General features: G+C 64.2%; 14 protein-coding genes. 6 read left to right on the top strand and 8 right to left on the bottom strand.

The genetic code is table 11. The features are described 5' to 3' along the window. Positions 1-12 precede the first annotated feature (12 nt). Complete coding sequence (locus tag LB519_RS22980) at positions 13-492, top strand: Lrp/AsnC family transcriptional regulator (protein WP_013531005.1); 480 nt, start codon at positions 13-15, stop codon at positions 490-492. Between the two features lie 28 nt (positions 493-520). Here LB519_RS22980 and LB519_RS22975 read toward each other — a convergent pair whose 3' ends face one another. Both LB519_RS22975 and LB519_RS22970 read right to left on the bottom strand, forming a co-directional pair. Further along, positions 521-718 (bottom strand): hypothetical protein, encoded by a 198-nt coding sequence (locus LB519_RS22975; RefSeq protein ID WP_013531006.1) that lies wholly within the window; start codon positions 716-718, stop codon positions 521-523. Between the two features lie 235 nt (positions 719-953). Next, the gene (locus LB519_RS22970; RefSeq protein WP_013531007.1) at positions 954-1433 is read right to left on the bottom strand and encodes a thioesterase family protein; all 480 of its coding nucleotides are present in this window, start codon (positions 1431-1433) and stop codon (positions 954-956) included. 189 nt (positions 1434-1622) lie between these two features. Here LB519_RS22970 and LB519_RS22965 point away from each other — a divergent pair, with 189 nt between their 5' ends. Next, on the top strand, positions 1623-3035 hold the full coding sequence (locus LB519_RS22965) for an FAD-binding oxidoreductase (protein WP_013531008.1): 1413 nt from the start codon (positions 1623-1625) through the stop codon (positions 3033-3035). A gap of 117 nt (positions 3036-3152) precedes the next feature. After that, the gene (locus tag LB519_RS22960) at positions 3153-3674 is read left to right on the top strand and encodes a hypothetical protein (protein WP_224621282.1); all 522 of its coding nucleotides are present in this window, start codon (positions 3153-3155) and stop codon (positions 3672-3674) included. Positions 3675-3715: 41 nt separating this feature from the next. On the opposite strand, the gene LB519_RS22955 is transcribed toward LB519_RS22960, so the two are convergent. Further along, a complete protein-coding gene (locus tag LB519_RS22955; protein ID WP_224621281.1) occupies positions 3716-4699 on the bottom strand; it encodes a Dyp-type peroxidase in 984 nt (327 codons plus the stop codon). A 129-nt stretch (positions 4700-4828) separates the two neighbouring features. Here LB519_RS22955 and LB519_RS22950 point away from each other — a divergent pair, with 129 nt between their 5' ends. Further along, a complete protein-coding gene (locus LB519_RS22950) occupies positions 4829-8788 on the top strand; it encodes an AsmA family protein (protein ID WP_224621280.1) in 3960 nt (1319 codons plus the stop codon). Positions 8789-8795: 7 nt separating this feature from the next. Here the strand turns inward: LB519_RS22950 and LB519_RS22945 are convergent, their stop codons facing one another. Further along, a complete protein-coding gene (locus tag LB519_RS22945; protein ID WP_013531012.1) occupies positions 8796-9233 on the bottom strand; it encodes a MarR family winged helix-turn-helix transcriptional regulator in 438 nt (145 codons plus the stop codon). 154 nt (positions 9234-9387) lie between these two features. Between LB519_RS22945 and LB519_RS22940 the strand changes: the two genes are divergently transcribed. After that, positions 9388-11190 carry a chloride channel protein gene (locus tag LB519_RS22940; protein ID WP_013531013.1) on the top strand — a complete coding sequence of 601 codons (1803 nt, stop codon included), beginning with the start codon at positions 9388-9390 and terminating at the stop codon, positions 11188-11190. On the opposite strand, the gene LB519_RS22935 is transcribed toward LB519_RS22940, so the two are convergent. From LB519_RS22935 to LB519_RS22920, 4 genes are all read right to left on the bottom strand, one after another. Next, complete coding sequence (locus LB519_RS22935) at positions 11187-11411, bottom strand: ribbon-helix-helix domain-containing protein (RefSeq protein ID WP_013531014.1); 225 nt, start codon at positions 11409-11411, stop codon at positions 11187-11189. The two genes, LB519_RS22940 and LB519_RS22935, sit on opposite strands and share 4 nt — an antisense overlap. Next, positions 11408-11605, bottom strand: coding sequence for a DUF4169 family protein (locus tag LB519_RS22930; RefSeq protein ID WP_024501426.1), 198 nt, complete (start codon positions 11603-11605; stop codon positions 11408-11410). The genes LB519_RS22935 and LB519_RS22930 overlap by 4 nt, the downstream gene beginning before the upstream one ends. 16 nt (positions 11606-11621) lie before the next feature. Beyond that, a complete protein-coding gene (locus LB519_RS22925; protein ID WP_013531016.1) occupies positions 11622-12158 on the bottom strand; it encodes an SspB family protein in 537 nt (178 codons plus the stop codon). A 118-nt stretch (positions 12159-12276) separates the two neighbouring features. Continuing rightward, entirely contained in the window at positions 12277-12966 is a 690-nt protein-coding gene (locus tag LB519_RS22920; protein WP_013531017.1) for a TetR/AcrR family transcriptional regulator, read from the bottom strand. Between the two features lie 188 nt (positions 12967-13154). Between LB519_RS22920 and LB519_RS22915 the strand changes: the two genes are divergently transcribed. Continuing rightward, a complete protein-coding gene (locus tag LB519_RS22915; protein WP_013531018.1) occupies positions 13155-14360 on the top strand; it encodes a multidrug effflux MFS transporter in 1206 nt (401 codons plus the stop codon). Positions 14361-14468 lie beyond the last annotated feature (108 nt).

Raw genomic sequence — 14468 nt, 5'->3', positions numbered from 1 at the left:
AAGGAGTTTTCCATGAAGCGCCTTCGAACTGAAAGCGCCGATCTCGATGCCGCCGACATGAAGATCCTGCGCCTGCTGGAAAAGGACGCGCGCACCAGCACGGCGGAGCTGGCACGCTCGGTGGGCCTGTCGGCACCGAGTGTGGCTGAGCGCATCAAGCGGCTGCAGGAAAGCGGCGTCATCGAGGCCTATTCGGTCAGGATCAACCCGACGGCACTCGGCCTGCCGCTGTCGGCATGGCTGCGCATCCGGCCAGTGCCGGGGCAGTTGGCCGTCGTGGCCGAGATCATCCGCGAACTGCCGGAGATCGTGCAATGCGACCGCGTAACCGGAGAGGATTGTTTCATCGCGCTGGCGCATGTCGGGTCGGTGGTCGACCTCGAGCGGGTGATCGACCGCATCATTCCCTACGCGATGACCAACACGGCTATCATCCAGTCCTCGCCGGTGGTGGCGCGTTCGGCCCTGGCGGCGTTGAGGCGCCAGGCTTGACTTGCGGGGATTGTTCTGTTCGAGGACCTTATGCGTGGCCGCGCTTCATGCGCGCCTGTTTCAGGATGGCGCGCCAGCGGATCATGTCGAACGGGATCGGCTCGTTGTTGTTGGCGATGTGGAAGATCTCATTGTTGACGTTCTTGAGCGAGCGCCAGAAATCGTAGTCGGTGATGCGCGGATCGGCAGCCAACCTGTCCACCTCGACCTTGATGTCGGTTTTCATGCACTTTCCTCGAACCGGCGCCGCGCCGCCCGTGTCGCTACCTCGATGCAGATCGTTTTCGACCGGCCCGCTGAGTCGCGCAACGGCTCAAATGGCTTGTTCCCGTTAAAACCTTGGTAAGGTTAACGAGGGCGCCGCGCCGCTTCAAGCGCCGCCGCCGGTCGACGGCAAGGTTCTGCGATTTTAGATCGCCGGTGTGGCTTTGAAGCCGGAAACGAGAGGTGTCGGCATCGCCCTATTTGCGTTTGATGCCGATCGAGCGGCCGGCCCGTTCCGGCATCGGCAGGGCCGAATGGGCGGCGCGCATGTCTTCGACCCTGGCCAGCACATCGGCGGGGAAGGGCGCCACCTTCGGCCCGGACATGTCGACATGCAGCGACAGCGATTCGGAAGTCGCGGCCAGCCAGCCGTCGACATGGCGGATTTCCTGATAGGCCCGCAGCCGCTTGTCGTCATGGTCGATGAGCTGGAAAGAGACCGTGACCTTGTGCTCGAGATGCAGCTCCTGCACGTAGCAGACATGGACTTCGGCGGTGTAGATGGTGAGGCGGCGATCCCTGGCATAGTTCGGTCCCATGCCCATTGCCTCGAAGGCGTCGTCCGAGCAGCGGTCGAACAGCACGTTGTAATAGGCCATGTTGAGATGGCCGTTGTAGTCGATCCAGTCCTTCTCGATGTCCATGGGTTTCGAGACGAAGGGAGTGGGGATGGGCATCGAAACTTCCTTGTTCTGGTGCTGGACAGAGCGTGGCTCCGGAGACTCTATTTGTTCTGACGCAATTTCGGACGGAATTGTTCTGACGCAATTTCGGACGGAAAACCGCTTCACACTTTTCCTGGAATTGCTTTACGCATCCATAGACGCATAACAAGCATGGACGCTGGTCCATTCGCGGAGGAATTCATGGCTCTGAGCGACCTCAACCCGGTCGAACGCAACGAGGAAGGCATCGCTGCGGTGCTCGGCATCCTCAAGCAGCAGCTCGGCGAGCGATTCCAGACCGGCCAGGCGATCCGCTCGCAGCATGCACATACCACCACCTACATTCCGACGCAGGCACCGGATGGCGTTGCGTTCCCCGAGACGACGGCCGAGGTGCAGGAGATCGTGCGCGCCTGTGCGGCGCACCGCGTGCCGGTGATCGCCTTCGGCGTCGGTTCCTCGCTGGAGGGTCACACCAACGCACCCGGCGGCGGCATATCGGTCGACACCTCGCGCATGAACCGTATCCTGGCCGTCAATCCACAGGATCTCGACTGCACGGTCGAACCCGGCGTCACCCGCGAGGATTTGAACCGGCACCTGCGCGACACCGGCCTGTTCTTTCCGATCGATCCCGGCGCCAATGCCTCGCTGGGCGGCATGGCCGCAACGCGGGCCTCCGGCACCAACGCGGTGCGCTACGGCACGATGCGCGAGAACGTGCTGTCGCTGACCGCCGTCATGGCCGACGGCGAAACGGTGACGACCGGCAAGCGGGCGAAAAAGAGCTCGGCCGGCTATGATCTGACGCGGCTGCTGGTCGGCTCGGAAGGCACGCTCGGCATCATCACGTCGCTGACCTTGAAGCTGCAAGGCATCCCGCAGGCGATCTCCGGCGGCGTCTGCCCGTTTCCGAGCGTCGAGGCGGCCTGCAACGCGGTCATCGCGACGATCCAGATGGGCATCCCGGTGGCGCGCATCGAACTGGTCAACGCCTTGCAGATGCGGGCGATGAAGAATTATTCCAAGCTCGACTATCCCGAGAGCCCGTGCCTGTTCGTCGAGTTTCATGGCAGCGATGCCGGCGTTGCCGAACAGGCCGAAACCTTCGGCATGATCGCGGAGGAAAATGGCGGCGGGCCGTTCCTGTGGACCAGCGTCGCCGAGGAGCGCACCAAATTGTGGAAGGCGAGGCACGACGCCTACTGGTCGTCGCTGACCCTGCGGCCGGGAGCCAAGGGGCTGTCGACCGATGTCTGCGTGCCGATCTCGCGCTTTGCCGAATGCGTCATGGAAACCGAGGCCGATATCGCCGAGATGGGCCTGATCGCGCCGATCGTCGGCCATGCCGGCGACGGCAATTTCCACGTGCTTGTGCTGATGGATGTGAACGATCCCAAGGAGATCGCGCTGTCGGAAAAATTCGTCGCGCGGCTCAACATGCGGGCCATCGCCATGGACGGCACCTGCACCGGCGAGCACGGCATCGGCCAGGGCAAGATCGGCTTCCTGCGCCACGAGCTCGGCCACGGCGTCGACATCATGCGCACCATCAAGCAGGCGCTCGATCCGCTTGATATCATGAACCCGGGCAAGATCTTGCCGGGAAACTAACCGATTTTCCGACGCAAGGTTCGTAGGCGGCCAGTCTTGACCGCGCCACCATTCGGGCCGAGGCTTGGCCGGTAGCAGGGCCTGAAGCCAACAGGCGTGCCAGCGGAGGAGGATGCCATGGCGATTTCACGCAAGGAAGAAGCGCGCGCGCTGAGTGCCGACGAACACGATCTGGTGGAGAAGTCTCACCATCCGGCGGTGCAGGAGCTCTCCGACGCCGATCTTGCCGGCCTGGTCAAGCTGTTGCGGGAGCGGCGCGACAAGGCGCAGACCCAAGCACACCGCCGCCGGCGTGAGATCCGGGGCAAGGGCGCGGCGAAGGGCGCTACGCCTTCGAAGGCTGATGGCGGGTCGCAGCTCAAGCTTGCGGTGCTGGCCATGGCCATGCGGCGCCTGAATGGCGAGGCCGAGCGGCGCCGGCAACTGGCCGCCAGCGTTTCGCTGATCGAGAATGCGCGCAAGGCATTGGTGATGAAGCAAGGGGCGGCATCGGACGGCCCCGCCTTCAACTCGCGCACCGCGCACAGGGGTATGCGGCCGGTGGCGAACCAGAGGGCGCCGGATCTGGTCCGGCCAATGGAACTCGGCCGGCAGCGCAGGGCGGCCAAGGTGGCACAGGCAAAGCGCGACGCACGCTGAATTCGCGGTGATCGCGGGCTGAAATCGTTGAGGACGCCTGCCTACCGTGCGGCAGGCTTCGCCTGTCCGCCCTCGACAAGCGTCTGCAGCATGGGGCGGGTTGGCGCGAAGAATGTCGTGCCGGTGTGCGGTGTGGAGAAATCGAGCAGGCGGTCGTAGGCGCCCGGCGGCTCGCCGATATACATGCGCTGCAGCATTTTTTCGGTGACCCAAAGATATCTGGAATAGCCGATGAAGTAGGTGCCGAACTCGTTCTGCCCCGGCCTGCCAAACGGCATGTTGTCGCGCAAAATATCGTACTCGTTGCCGGCGGCATCCTCGATGGTGGCCAGCGACTTGTGCGATTTGCGCGGCGCATCGTCATCGTCGATTTCGATGTTGTCGATCTTGGTGCGGCCGATGATCGCTTCCTGCTCGGGCGTCGGAATGCGCGCCCAGGCCTGCATGTCGTGGAGATATTTCTGGACGACGACATAGCTGCCGCCGGCGAAGTCGGCGTCTTCATCGCCGATGAGCGCAGAGGCGGGCAAGTCGAGGCCGGTCGGGTTGGCGGTCCCGTCGACGAAGCCGAGCAGGTCGCGCGCATCGAAATAGCGAAAGCCGGAAACCTCATCGATGACGCTTACGCCGTCACCGAGATTGTCGAGCAGGATGCGCTCGAACTCGAAGCACATGTCGGGTCGCTCGGAGCGGATGTGGAAGAGAAGATCGCCGGCGGTCGAAGGCGCCGAATGAACGGCACCCTTGATCGGCGCGAACGGTTTCAGTTCCAGCGGCCGCCGGTCTGGAGAGAGACGATCCCAGAGATCGCGGCCGATGCCGGCGATGCACGACAGCCGCCCGGAAAGGTCGCGGAATCCGACATTTTTGACCAGGTCGTCGAGTTTGCCGAGCACCGACGCAACCTTGGCGAGCGCGCTCTGCCCACTGGCGACGGCGACGACAAGAAAGACCGCCGAAAGGGACAGCGGAGCGTCGACACTTTGCGCATCGATCGGCACGCGATCCCAGTTCTTGCCCGACATCCGATTTCTCCGCTTCGCCGGGATTTGTTTCAGATCACCGGAGATCGCGCAACTGGATGAATTGCCTCTTTATCGACACGCGGATGCGGGTAGAGTGCGGCGGAAATTCAACCAACCCATTCGGAGCTGATGCTCGCACGCCTGTTCGTGATCTTCGGTGGCCTGTTCGTGCTGGTGCTGTGTGCGGCGCTGGTGGTGCCGTATTTTATCGACTGGACCGGCTACCGCGCCGACTTCGAGCGCGAGGCGAGCGCCATTCTCGGCCGCAAGGTGACCGTGCAGGGCGACGCCACCGCAAGGCTGTTGCCGTTTCCCTCGGTGACCTTCTCGAATGTCGCCGTCGCCGGCGGCCCCAACGGCCAGCCGGCCATGACGGTCGAGACGTTTTCAATGGACGCGGAACTGGCGCCCTTCCTGCGCGGTGAAGTGCTGATCTTCGACATGCGGCTGGTGCGGCCGAAAGCGACCATCGATATCGCCAATGACGGCACGGTCGACTGGGCGATGCGGCCGTCCTCGCCCTTCGACCCCAGCCAGATCTCGATCGAGAAGCTGACGGTGACGGAGGGTCAGATCGAAGTTCGCCATGCCGCTGGCGGGCGCAGCCATCTGTTTTCCGAGATCAATTCGACCGTCTCGGCCAAGTCGCTGGCCGGCCCATGGCGCATGGACGGCACGCTGCGGCTGGACGGGTTGCGCACCGCGGTCACCGCGTCCACCGGCAAGGCCGAAGGCTCAGGACAGATGCGGTTTCGGCTGAAGGCCGATCCGGACGCCTATCCGCTGGTCATCGAGACCGACGGCAATGCCGGCATCGTCAATGGGGCTGCCGTCTACTCCGGCCAGTTCAAGATCTCCGGTGCCGACAAGAACAGCGCCGAGCTGCGCGGCACCGATGGCGAGACGGTGAAAGTCTCGGCCGGCAAGCCCGATCCGGGCTTTCGGCTGAACGGCAAGTTTTCGCTAGACCACCAGAAGCTGGGTGTCGACGAATTCCGCTTCGAGACCGGGCCGCTCGACAACCCCTACACCGCCGATGGCAAGGCTTCTGTCGATCTCGGGCTGAAACCGAGTTTCGCCATCGAGGCCAATGGCGCGCAGGTGCAGTTCGACGAGGCGGTGGGCGCCGAAGCCGGCGCCGGCCTGACGCTGGACCAGCGCATCGCGGCGTTCGAGCAAGCGCTGCTCGATATGCCGAAGCCGACCATCCCCGGCACGGTCGAGGTCAAGCTGCCGGCGGTGGTGGTCGGCGACACCACGGTGCGCGACGTGCATCTTTCCGCCGAGCCGGTCGATGGCGGCTGGTCGGTGAAATCGCTTGCCGCGACCTTGCCCGGCCGCACCACGCTGGAAGCGGATGGCATGCTGGTGCTCAATTTGGAGGGTCATTTCGGCTTCAACGGCTCGCTGCTGCTGGCCGTGGCCCAACCTTCCGGCTTTGCCGCCTGGCTGTCGAAGGATGTCGACGAGGCGATCCGCCGCCTGCCGGCCGCCGGCTTCAAGGCCAAGGTCGACCTCTCGCAGAAGCGCCAGGCCTTCAGCGATCTCGAACTGATCCTGGGCAAGGCGAAGTTTTCCGGCCGCATCGATTCCAGCCAGCCCGACGATGCCAAGCCCTCGGTGCTGATGCGGCTCGAAGGCGGTGATCTCGATGTCGACGGGCTGGCGGCCTTCGCCTCGATCTTCGTCAGCGACAAGGGCGCCAATCGCTTTGCCGACCGCGACCTCGATTTCCAGATCAAGGCCGGGCCGGTCAACGCCGGCGGGTTGACCGCCGACACGGTCGACACGGCGCTCAGGCTGCGCGACGGGCTGCTCGAAATCGACCGGCTTTCGGTGGGCGGGCTGGCCGGCGCCTCGATCAGCGCCACCGGCCGGATCAAGGATTTCCCCGCGAGCCCGACCGGCAAGCTCGATGCGTCGGTGGTTGCCGTCGATCTGAAGCCGCTGATCGATGTCGCCGCCCAGCACTATCCCGACAGTGCCGTGCTCAAGGGACTGTCGAGCCGTGCTGCTGCCTATCCCGAGCTGTTCCAGGATGCGCGCATCGACCTGGTGGCCAGTGCGGCCGACAATGGCGACGGCACCACGGGCCTGGCGGTAAGCGGGCAAGGCAAGGCCGGCGGCTCGGCCTTTTCGGCGTCGCTGTCGGGGAAGGGGGCGGTGGACAAGCTTCTCGAAGCGCCGGTGGCGCTGACCTTCAACGCCAAGAATCCTGATGCCACCGCGCTGCTGGCGCTCTATGGCCTGCCGGCGCTGCCGCTCGGCATGCTGGGCGAGGCAAACACCGATATTCAGGCCAAGGGCACGTTTGGCGGCGGCCTGGCGACGAATTTCAGCCTTGCCGGCAATGACTTCAAGGCCGGTTTCGAGGGAACGATCGCCGACACGCCGCAAGGCCTCGCCGCCAAGGGCAAGCTCAGCCTCGATGCCGCCGACATCGAGCCATGGCTGATGACGTCGGGCATCGGCCTGCCAGGCATGGGGGCGGGCATGTCGACGTCGCTCGCCGCGCAGGGCGACTACGGCAACGGCCTGCTGGTGCTGGACGAACTCAGCGGCGCCATCAACGAAGCGGCGGTGTCCGGCGACGTCAATATCGATGTAAAGGACGGCGTGCCACATCTGGCCGGGGCGCTGGCGCTCGACGAACTTGACCTCGATCCCCTGGCGGTGGCGCTGTTCGGCGACTCCGCCTTTCTGGCCGACAAGGAGGGCGCAGCCAAAGACCGGGCAGGCAAGGGTGGCGTGTGGCCGGCGACACCGTTCAGCCAGAAATCCAGCCTGCCATTCACCGCCGACCTCGACCTGACGACGGCAGCACTGGCCGCCGGCCGGTTCGCCACCGCCTATGACGCCGCCTTTTCGCTCAAGCTCGACCAGGAAGGCATCCGCGTTTCGGATCTCAAGGCGAAGTTGCTGGGCGGGGCGCTGACCGGCCTATTCGAGTTGAAGAACAACAACGGCACCGGGCTGTTCTCTGGCCAGATGAAACTGGCGGGCGCCGATCTGGCGACCGTGCTGCCGGATGCCGGCATCAGCGGCATCGGCGATTTGTCGACGGCGCTGTCAAGCAGCGGCAAATCGGTCGAAGGGATGGTGGCTGCCTTGTCAGGCTCCGGAACTGCGGCGTTGAAGGGCGTGAAAGTTGCTGGCCTCAATCCAGATGCGTTCAGTGCGTTCCTCGCCAAGGCGGATGCGATCGGGCGCGACATCGATGCGGCCAAGACCGCCGGCTTCGCGCCCGAGATCGCAGCTGATGGCAGCTTTGCCGCTGGCGATACCGACATAGCCTTCACGGTTGCCGGCGGCACGCTGCGGGCGCCGCCGGTCAGCCTGGAAAATCCAGCGGCGACCTTGTCCGCCGACATCACGGCGGATCTCAACGCGGCCACGGTGTCGGCCAAGGGTGCGATCACTTATCAGCCTGGCGACGAGGCGCTGGTCGGCTCCGAGCCGGTTGTGAATTTCACCGCCGAGGGGCCGTTCGGCGCGGTCAAACGAGCATTCGACAGTGAGCCGCTGGCGCAGTTCCTGACCCAGCGCGCGCTGGAGAAGGAGCAGCAGCGCGTCGAGGCGATGCAGGCCGCGCTGCTCGAGAAGCAGCGGCTGCGGCGCGAAGTGCGCTATTACGCTGCGCTGCAGGATGCTCGCGACAAGGCGGCCGAGGAATTGCGCCGGCAGGAGGAAGCAGCGCGGCTCAAAGCCGAAGCTGACGCCAAGGCCAAGGCCGAAGCGGATGCACAGGCTCAGGCTGAGGCGGACGCAAAGGCTCAGGCCGACGCGAAGGCGAAAGCCAAGGCGGACGCAGATGCCAAAGCCAAGGCCGATGCCGATGCGAAGGCGGCTGCCGAAAAGCAGGCCGCCGACGAGGCCGCCAAGGCGCAGGCCGAGCAGGAGCGGCAGAAGGCGGAAGAGGCGATGCGTATTGCCTCGCAGGAAAAGGCAAGGCTCGAAGCCGAACGCAAGGCCGCGCAGCCTCCGAAGGTGGAACGGGCGCCGCTGCCGCAGGCCAACGACAATCCGCCGCCGGCCAAGCCGAAGGCCAATCCGTTCACGATCGACAATCTGCTGAAGTCGCTGCAGTAGTAGTCGACTACCCACGGTCTCGATCGAGCAGCCGCCGCAGCATCGGTTCGATGCGTGACAGTTCGTCGAGATGCGCCGCCGACAGCTCGGCCAGGCAATCGTCGGCGCGCTCGGTCAGTTGCAGCAGCACGCGGCGATGGTCGTCCTTGTCCTGATCCCTTGTGACCAGCCCTGCCTCGCCGAGACGGTTGACCAGTTCGACGGCGCTGTGGTGGCGAATGCGCAGGCGTTCCGCGAGATCGCCAACCGTCACCGGGCCGCCGCCGGGGAATCCCTTGATCGCCAGCAGCGCCTGATGCTGGCGCGGGGTCAGGCCGGCGTCTTCCGCCTGGACCTGGCTGAATTCGAGGAACCGGCGGATCAGGTAGCGAAACTCCGACAGCCGCTGGTAATCGGCCTGGCTGATGGCGGGACGTTGTTCTCGTGGCTGCGACATATCAGACATGTGTTCGTTTTCCGGCGAAAGCTCAAACGGATTTCGGGCGAAACCGGCTTGAATATTTATATCGTGTTACGATACATAGCCACCGACAAACCCGGCTGGCCGCTTCGACCGTGCCGCACCCCAGACATACGGCCGCCGCCAGGAAGCAACTGCCATGAAGACCCATCATTCGAACCCGGAGCACCTGCGCGATTTCACCACGGATCCCAGGGTTCTGCTCGTCGCCGCCATTGCCGTGGTGGTGGCGACAGCCGGGTTGTTTGCCGGCATCGCGCTTTTGAAGCTGATCCGGCTTGCCACCAACATTGCCTATTTCGGCCAGTTCTCGCTTGCCGACCTGAAGCTCGAGAACACGCCGCTTGGGCTTGCCGCCGTCCTCGTTCCGGTGATCGGTGCGCTGATCATCGGCCTGATGGCGCGCTATGGCAGCGAGAAGATCCGCGGCCACGGCATTCCCGAAGCCATCGAGGCGATCCTGCTCGGGCGCTCGAAACTCGACGCCAAGGTGGCGATCCTGAAGCCGCTGTCGTCGGCGATCTCGATCGGTTCCGGCGGACCGTTCGGCGCGGAAGGACCGATCATCATGACAGGCGGCGCGATCGGCTCGCTGATCGCGCAGATGCTGCCGGTCAGCGACAACGAGCGCAAGACCCTGCTGGTGGCTGGTGCGGCAGCGGGCATGACCACGGTGTTCGGAACACCGATCGCCGCCATCATGCTGGCGGTCGAACTGCTGCTATTCGAATGGACCCCGCGCAGCTTCATTCCGGTGGCGGTCGCGGCTGTTATCGCCGAGGTCGAGCGCACCATGCTGCATCTGCCCGGGCCGATCTTTCCGTTTCAGGGCGGCATGGAGGTGTCTTTTGTCGGCCTTGCCGGCTGGGTGGCGATCGGCGTTTGTGCAGGACTTCTGTCGGGACTGCTGACGCAGATGGTCTATGCCTGCGAGGACGGTTTTCAGAAGCTGCCGATCCACTGGATGTGGTGGCCGATGCTTGGCGGCCTGGTGGTCGGCATAGGCGGGCTGATCGAACCGCACGCGCTCGGCGTCGGCTATGACAACATCACCGACATGCTGGATGGCCGCACCGTCGCGACGGCGGCACTCCTGCTGCTGGTGGTCAAGGCGATCATCTGGTCGGTAGCGCTCGGCTCGGGAACGTCGGGAGGTGTGCTGGCGCCGCTGTTGATCATGGGCGGGGCTATGGGCGCTGTGCTCGCCGGCGTTCTGCCTGCCGCGGATCCGGGTTTCTGGGCACTGCTGGCAATGGCCGCCACCATGGGCGGCACGATGCGCGCGCCGCTGACCGCCACGTTCTTCGCCGTCGAACTGACCGGCAACACACATATGCTGGTGCCGCTGATTGCTGCCTGCGCCGCGGCGCACGCCGTCACCGTGCTTCTGATGAAGCGTTCGATCCTGACCGAAAAGATCGCCAGAAGGGGACACCATCTGGTTCGCGAATACCGTGTCGACCCTTTCGCCCTGACCAGGGTGCGCGAGGTGATGACGTCGCAGGTCGAAAGCGTGCCGGCGACGATGACGCTGCATGGCGCAGCAGCCTTCCTGACGGCGCCGGAAACACGGCATCCGAGTTTCCCGGTGGTCGACGAGAACGGTCAGGTGCTGGGCCTCATCGATCCGCCGGCGATCTTGCGCTGGAGACGCGCCGGCACGCACCGCACCACCACGCTTGGCGCGTTGCTGGCCGGCAGCAAGGTGACGCTGGCCTATCCGGACGAATATCTCGAAGGCCTCTCCGACAAGCTGCTGATGGCCAACGTCTCCCATCTGCCCGTCGTCACTCGCGAAGGCTCGTTGCTGGTCGGCTATGTCGGCTGGAAGGATCTGATGCGCGTGCGGTCCAGGAAACAGGCCGAGGAGCGCGAGCGTTCGACCTTGCTTGGCTTTGGCACCAGACGCAGGAAAAAGGACGACGCGGTCGAAAGCCTTTAGATACTTTCTCCTCGCTTCGCCCACTCCAGCACATGGAGCCTCAACGCCGAGGACAGGTTGGTGTCGCGGGGCCGCGTCTCGTCGACTTCGGCGACAAGAGCAGCGAGCGTCAGCTCCCTGGTCGCCGCGATCGCGACGAGGTCGTCATAGAAGGGCTTTTCAAGCGAGTAGCTGGTGCGGTGGCCGCGAATGGTCACCGAACGCTTTTCGACCGGGCTCATTGACGGCCGGGGTCGCCGGGCTTTTCACGACGATGCCCGGCAACGAATTTTTCGCTCTTGTCGGCGGCGACGCGGTCGCGTTCCTTTTCGGCCTTGGAGCGGCCGTGCAGCGCGCGGTTCTGTTCGGCGGCGCGCAGCTTTTCGTCCCGCGCCTTTTGCTTGCGGGCCTGGCGGAGATTGACGATTTCGGCCACGGCGTAAGTCGCCGGCCTATTTCTTGCGGAAGGCGTCGAGCGAGACCACTTCGGCGCCCTTGGTAGCGGCGTCCGCGGCCGCGGGCTTCTTCTCCGCCTCGGCGGCGGCCTTCTTCTCGGCCTTCGGCTTTTTCTCGGAGACGATGGTCAACGGCTCCGGAGTTGGCGCAGCCGGTTCATCGGCTGCCGCACCATCCGTCTTGACGTCGAATTCGAGTTCGAAATTGACCGAGGGATCATAGAAGCCGCGCACGGCCGAGAACGGGATTTCGAGTTTTTCCGGCACATCGGAGAAGGACAGGCCAACCTCGAAGCCGGTATCGGTCACCTTCAGGTCCCAATACTGGAACTGAATGACGATGGTCATCTGCTCGGGATAGCGCTCGCGCAGCCGCGAAGACACGCGTACGCCCGGCGCGCCGGTCAGGAAGGTGATGAAGAAGTGGTGGTTGCCGGGGAGGCCGGTGCGCGCGACCTCGGCCAGGACCTTGCGCATGACGCCGCGCAACGCCTCCTGGGCCAGAATGTCGTAGCGGATGTGGTCGTCGGCCATGTGGCGGTCGGGTTCCGTTGAATCGTCCGCATAGCTGTAATCAAGCTTGAGCGCGGCGTAAACCGCATATAGATCACCCTCGCGCGGAAGCGAAGACTATTGCCAGCGATTTGATCGCTCAGGCGCTGGCGAGCGCGCTTTGCTTTTCGGACGATGCCGCGGAGCGGCGCTTGCCGAAGGCGCGCAGGAAGGTACGCACGCCATTGGTCGCGGATTGCAGCACCTCGTCCTCGCGCGGCGAGCCGCCAAGCATGAAGGTGGTCTGCAGTTCGGCATTGACGAGGCCAAGGAACTGGCGTGCCGCCACGTCCGGGTCCTCGATCGTGAGATAGCCGCCATAGGCGAGGCGGGCGAAGCGGGCGGCGATTGCCGGCCATGTCCTGCCCGGTCCCTGTTCGCGCCATTCGGCAAACAGTTCGGGATAGCGCTCGCCTTCGGTCTGGATCAGCTTGCGCAGGAATTTTCCATCGCGGTTGCAGATGCAATTCTGATTCAAACGCACCGCAAAGCCGATCAGGTCGGCTTCGAGATCCCCCGGCTGATCGGGGAAGGTGGCAATGGTGGCGAAGATGCCGGCATTGCAACGTTCGGTCAGATCACGGACCACAGCGACGAACAGTTTTTCCTTGTCGCCGTGATGGTTGTAGATGGTCTGGCGCGAGACGCCGGCTTCGGCGGCGATCAGGTCGATGTTGGCGCCGGCGAAACCTTCGCGGCAAAACACGGTGGCGGCGGAGTCGACGATCGACAGGCGCTTGGCCTCATGACCGCGTGGCGGGAAAATGTCAGGAGAAACGTGCAGCTTCATAAAAAACTATATAGAGGCGATTGACGATTTAGACAAGAGTGTCTAAATTTGTGGACACAAGATAAAGAGATTTCGCATGAGAGAGACGAACAGAACTCGCTCTCGAGGTGTCGGAATCTCACGGGATGGAACGTCCTAGGTTAGACGTCGCCTGGCGGCGGCAACCAGATTTGAAAGAAGCCTCTATCATGAGTCCCAAATTCCTCCGCATCGCGGTCGTGCTCGGCTTGTTGTCCGCCATCGGCCCGTTCGCCATCGACATGTATCTGCCCGCGCTGCCGTCGATCGGCGCCGATCTGCATGCCGGCACCGCTGCCGTGCAGATGAGCCTGTTGATCTTCTTCCTGTCGATGGGCTTTGGCCAGATCGTCGTCGGGCCGATCTCCGACATGGTCGGCCGCAAGCTGCCGCTCTACGGCGGCCTTGCGCTGTTCATGGTCGGCGGCATCGGTTCGGCAATGGCGCCGACCATCGAATGGCTGATCGCTTTCCGCTTCCTGCAGGGCCTTGGCGCCAGCGCCGGCATGGCCGTTCCGCGCGCCATCGTGCGCGACCTGCACACCGGCAATGAGGCTGCCAAGCTGATGTCCTTGCTGATGCTGGTATTTTCGGTGTCGCCGATCCTGGCGCCGCTGACCGGCAGCGTGATCATCGAGAATTTCGGCTGGCGTGCCGTGTTCTGGACGGTGACGGGCGCGGCTCTGCTGGCCACCATCCTTCTGGCGACCTCGCTCAAGGAGACGCGGCCGGTGGAAGATCGCGCCGGGTCCTCCTTCGGCACCGCGCTGTCGGCCTACCGCTTCCTGATGGGCGACCGTAACTTCCTCGGCCTGACGGCGATTGCCGGCTTCGGCATTGCCAGCTTCTTCGTCTATCTGTCGAGCTCGTCGTTCATCCTGATCGACCATTACGGCCTGTCGCCTTCGGTCTACAGCGTGTTCTTCTCGATCAACGCGGTCGCCTTCATCGGCATGTCGCAGATGACGGGGCTGCTGGCCGAGCGCTTCGGCCTGCGACGCGTGGTGCGCGTCGCGGTGACCGGCTATGCCACGACGATGGTGGTGCTGTTCGCGGTGATGGCGACGGGCATCGACCGGCTCGACGTGATGGCGGCGCTGCTGTTCGTCGGCTACGGCTTCCTTGGTCTGGTCATTCCGACCACGTCGGTGCTGGCCATGGAAGAGCATGGCGAGATTGCCGGCACGGCGTCAGCGCTGATGGGCACGCTGCATTTCGCCATCGGCGCACTGGCCATGGGTGTTGCCGGCGTGTTCTTCGACGGTACGCCGCTGCCGATGGTGGCCGGCATCACGCTCTGCGCGGTGATTTCCTTCACGCTGGCCAAGGTCACGCTCGGCCGCTCTCGCGAGGCCGTCGAGGCGCCGGCCGAGTAGGCACTGCTCGCAGGTATATGAAAAGGCCGGGTTTTCCCGGCCTTTTTTATGTCTGAGAAGCTGCGTCCGTCGCCTCGTTCATCACCTCGGTATCACGTTTAAGTTGGT

Origin of the sequence: Mesorhizobium sp. AD1-1 (genome assembly GCF_020164655.1) — a bacterium.
Lineage (GTDB): Bacteria > Pseudomonadota > Alphaproteobacteria > Rhizobiales > Rhizobiaceae > Mesorhizobium > Mesorhizobium ciceri.
This window is presented reverse-complemented; position numbering and strand designations above follow the sequence as displayed.

Bases quoted from the DNA above. Each gene is read 5' to 3' on its own strand.
- LB519_RS22980 (WP_013531005.1), top strand. From the start codon at position 13: ATGAAGCGCCTTCGAACTGAAAGCGCCGATCTCGATGCCGCCGACATG.
- LB519_RS22975 (WP_013531006.1), bottom strand. From the start codon at position 718: ATGAAAACCGACATCAAGGTCGAGGTGGACAGGTTGGCTGCCGATCCG.
- LB519_RS22970 (WP_013531007.1), bottom strand. From the start codon at position 1,433: ATGCCCATCCCCACTCCCTTCGTCTCGAAACCCATGGACATCGAGAAG.
- LB519_RS22965 (WP_013531008.1), top strand. From the start codon at position 1,623: ATGGCTCTGAGCGACCTCAACCCGGTCGAACGCAACGAGGAAGGCATC.
- LB519_RS22960 (WP_224621282.1), top strand. From the start codon at position 3,153: ATGGCGATTTCACGCAAGGAAGAAGCGCGCGCGCTGAGTGCCGACGAA.
- LB519_RS22955 (WP_224621281.1), bottom strand. From the start codon at position 4,699: ATGTCGGGCAAGAACTGGGATCGCGTGCCGATCGATGCGCAAAGTGTC.
- LB519_RS22950 (WP_224621280.1), top strand. From the start codon at position 4,829: ATGCTCGCACGCCTGTTCGTGATCTTCGGTGGCCTGTTCGTGCTGGTG.
- LB519_RS22945 (WP_013531012.1), bottom strand. From the start codon at position 9,233: ATGTCTGATATGTCGCAGCCACGAGAACAACGTCCCGCCATCAGCCAG.
- LB519_RS22940 (WP_013531013.1), top strand. From the start codon at position 9,388: ATGAAGACCCATCATTCGAACCCGGAGCACCTGCGCGATTTCACCACG.
- LB519_RS22935 (WP_013531014.1), bottom strand. From the start codon at position 11,411: ATGAGCCCGGTCGAAAAGCGTTCGGTGACCATTCGCGGCCACCGCACC.
- LB519_RS22925 (WP_013531016.1), bottom strand. From the start codon at position 12,158: ATGGCCGACGACCACATCCGCTACGACATTCTGGCCCAGGAGGCGTTG.
- LB519_RS22920 (WP_013531017.1), bottom strand. From the start codon at position 12,966: ATGAAGCTGCACGTTTCTCCTGACATTTTCCCGCCACGCGGTCATGAG.
- LB519_RS22915 (WP_013531018.1), top strand. From the start codon at position 13,155: ATGAGTCCCAAATTCCTCCGCATCGCGGTCGTGCTCGGCTTGTTGTCC.